4 protein-coding genes (1 of these 4 cut by a window edge) are annotated in these 2,137 nt (G+C 73.4%); 2 read left to right on the top strand and 2 right to left on the bottom strand.

Annotated features, from left to right (window positions below; translation table 11 throughout):
- Positions 1-201: hypothetical protein (locus H0487_RS21525; protein WP_220793667.1), on the top strand; the 201-nt coding region annotated here is incomplete at its 5' end.
- 8 nt (positions 202-209) lie between these two features.
- Here H0487_RS21525 and H0487_RS21530 read toward each other — a convergent pair.
- Both H0487_RS21530 and H0487_RS21535 read right to left on the bottom strand, forming a co-directional pair.
- Entirely contained in the window at positions 210-545 is a 336-nt protein-coding gene (locus H0487_RS21530; RefSeq protein WP_183096269.1) for a DUF3817 domain-containing protein, read from the bottom strand.
- Complete coding sequence (locus H0487_RS21535; RefSeq protein WP_183096270.1) at positions 542-1,402, bottom strand: SURF1 family protein; 861 nt, start codon at positions 1,400-1,402, stop codon at positions 542-544. The genes H0487_RS21530 and H0487_RS21535 overlap by 4 nt, the downstream gene beginning before the upstream one ends.
- A gap of 99 nt (positions 1,403-1,501) precedes the next feature.
- On the opposite strand from H0487_RS21535, the gene H0487_RS21540 reads away from it, so the two are divergent.
- Positions 1,502-2,137, top strand: partial view of a FadR/GntR family transcriptional regulator gene (locus H0487_RS21540; RefSeq protein ID WP_246384206.1) — the 5' portion only. It continues 78 nt past the right edge of the window; only the first 636 of its 714 coding nucleotides appear in the window; it begins with the start codon at positions 1,502-1,504; the stop codon falls past the right edge of the window.

Here is a 2,137-nt window from a genome sequence, read left to right on the forward strand (position 1 = left end):
GCCGCGGCGGTCGCGGCGAAGAAGCTGCAGGCCGGCAACAGTGGGGATGGCGGCTGGCAGTCGTCGTACGACCCCGCGCCGCCGCCGAGCCCGGGCCGTGGGGCTATGCCTCCCCCGCCGCCGCCCGCGGCCGTGACGGAGGTCCCTGAGGAGCTCACGCCCGTCGACGGCACGTCGCCGCTGGGCTCGGAGCGTTCCTGACGGAACCGTCAGGCAGAGGCCAGCTCCGGGTGCTCGTCCCGGAGCTGGCGGGCCACCTTGCGCTCGACCCAGAAGATGAGGCCGGGCACGAGACCGGCGACCATCATGAGCAGGAAGCGCGGGATCGCCCACCCGGCTCGCTGGGTGAGCACGAAGGCGACCACCACGTAGACCATGTAGATCCAGCCGTGGACGATCCACACGAAGGTGAGGTCCTCGCCGAGCCGGTCGAGCGCGCCGCCGTCGCTGAGCCCGTACTTGAGGCAGGACCCGACCGCACCGACGACGAGGAGCACGCCCACGACGAGGGCGAGCACGCGGTAGATGTTGAACAGTCGGCTCACGACGCCGAACCTACCGGGCGGTCCTCGGTGGACTCCTCCGGGTGCTCGTCCGCAGCCCCGTCGTCAGCCCCGTCGCCAGCCCCGTCGCCACCCCCGTCGTCGGCCGGGGGCCGGACGGCGAGGGCGTCGCGGACGAAGCGCCACCACAGGAAGAGGGCGAAGGCGGCGAAGAGCCACCACTCGATCGCGTAGGCGATGTTGCGCCACGCGGTGAAGGTACTGGCAGGCGGCAGCTGGTCCAGGGTCGCAGGAGCCAGGTCCGCGTCGGCGCCGTCGCCCTCGGCGACCTCCGCGGTCGCCTTCGGGTCGACGACCACGTAGGCGCCGTAGAGATCGACGTCGACGCGCTGGACCAGGTCACCGGGTCGAACCTGCGGGAAGACGTCGTCGGTGGGGTCGTCGTCCGGGGCACCGGTTCCCTCCCCGGGTTGGAGCCAGCCCACCAGGGTGGTGGTGCCGGTGGGAGCCGGCGGCGCGGTGGCCGGGTCCTCGCCGGGCAACCATCCGCGCACCACCGGGATCGCCGGGTCCTCGGGCGACCCGACCGTCAGCGGCGTCACCACCCAGCTGCCGTCCTCCCCGTCGACCTGCCGGCCCGAGACGAGCACCGTGCCCGCGGGCAGCCAGGTCCCGGTGACCTCCACCGGGCGCCCGACGTGCTCCGACGGGAACGGCTCGTCGGGACCGAGCACGTCGGTCAGTGCCTGCGGCTCGGTCTGGGTGATGTCGCGCTGCTCGGCCTCACGATGGGCCTGCCACGCGCCGTACTGCCACGAACCGAGCCAGGTCGCGGCGCCCACGCACACGAGGGCGATGAGGTGGGCACCCCACAACCGGGGGCTCCACCACGCGATCACCTCCCCAGGGTACGAAACGACCTCTGCCTTCCCGCAGGCGGTCGGGAAAATTGGTCTGACCACTTGACCACCAGTCCATCGTCGACGTACGGTCCCGGCATGGCCTTCGAACCCGTGACCCGCAAGTCCGTGTCGGACCAGGTGTTCGACCAGGTGCTCGGCGAGGTGGTCGACGGTGGTCTCGCCGCCGGCGAGCAGCTCCCCAGCGAGCGCCAGCTCGCCGAGGTGCTCGGCGTGTCCCGCCCCGCGGTGCGCGAGGCGATCCAGCGGATGGCGCAGACCCGGCTCCTGGAGGTCCGGCAGGGCGGCGGCGCCACCGTCCGCGACTTCCGGCGGTTCGGCGGCCTCGACCTGCTGCCCCGGCTGCTCGTCCGCGACGGTGCGGTCGACCCGGCGGTCGCCCGCAGCATCGTCGAGGCGCGCACGTCCGTGGGCCCCGGCATCGCGGCGCTCGCCGCAGAGCGGGGCGGCCCCGCCCTCACCACCTCTCTCGACGCCCTGATCGACCGGCTCGGCGCCACCACCGACTCCGAGGCCTGGCAGCGGCTGGCCCTGGAGTTCTGGGACGTCATCGTCGACGGGTCCGACTCGATCGTCTTCCGCCTCATGTTCAACGGCCTGCGCGCCGCCTACGAGCCCGCCCTTCCCGCGGTCTCGCTGGTGCTCGCCTCCGAGGTCGGCCAGGTCGACCCCTACCGGGTGCTGGCGGCCGCCCTCGGCGCCGGTGGCCCCGCC

This window comes from Nocardioides stalactiti, assembly GCF_014180715.1.
Lineage (GTDB): Bacteria > Actinomycetota > Actinomycetes > Propionibacteriales > Nocardioidaceae > Nocardioides > Nocardioides stalactiti.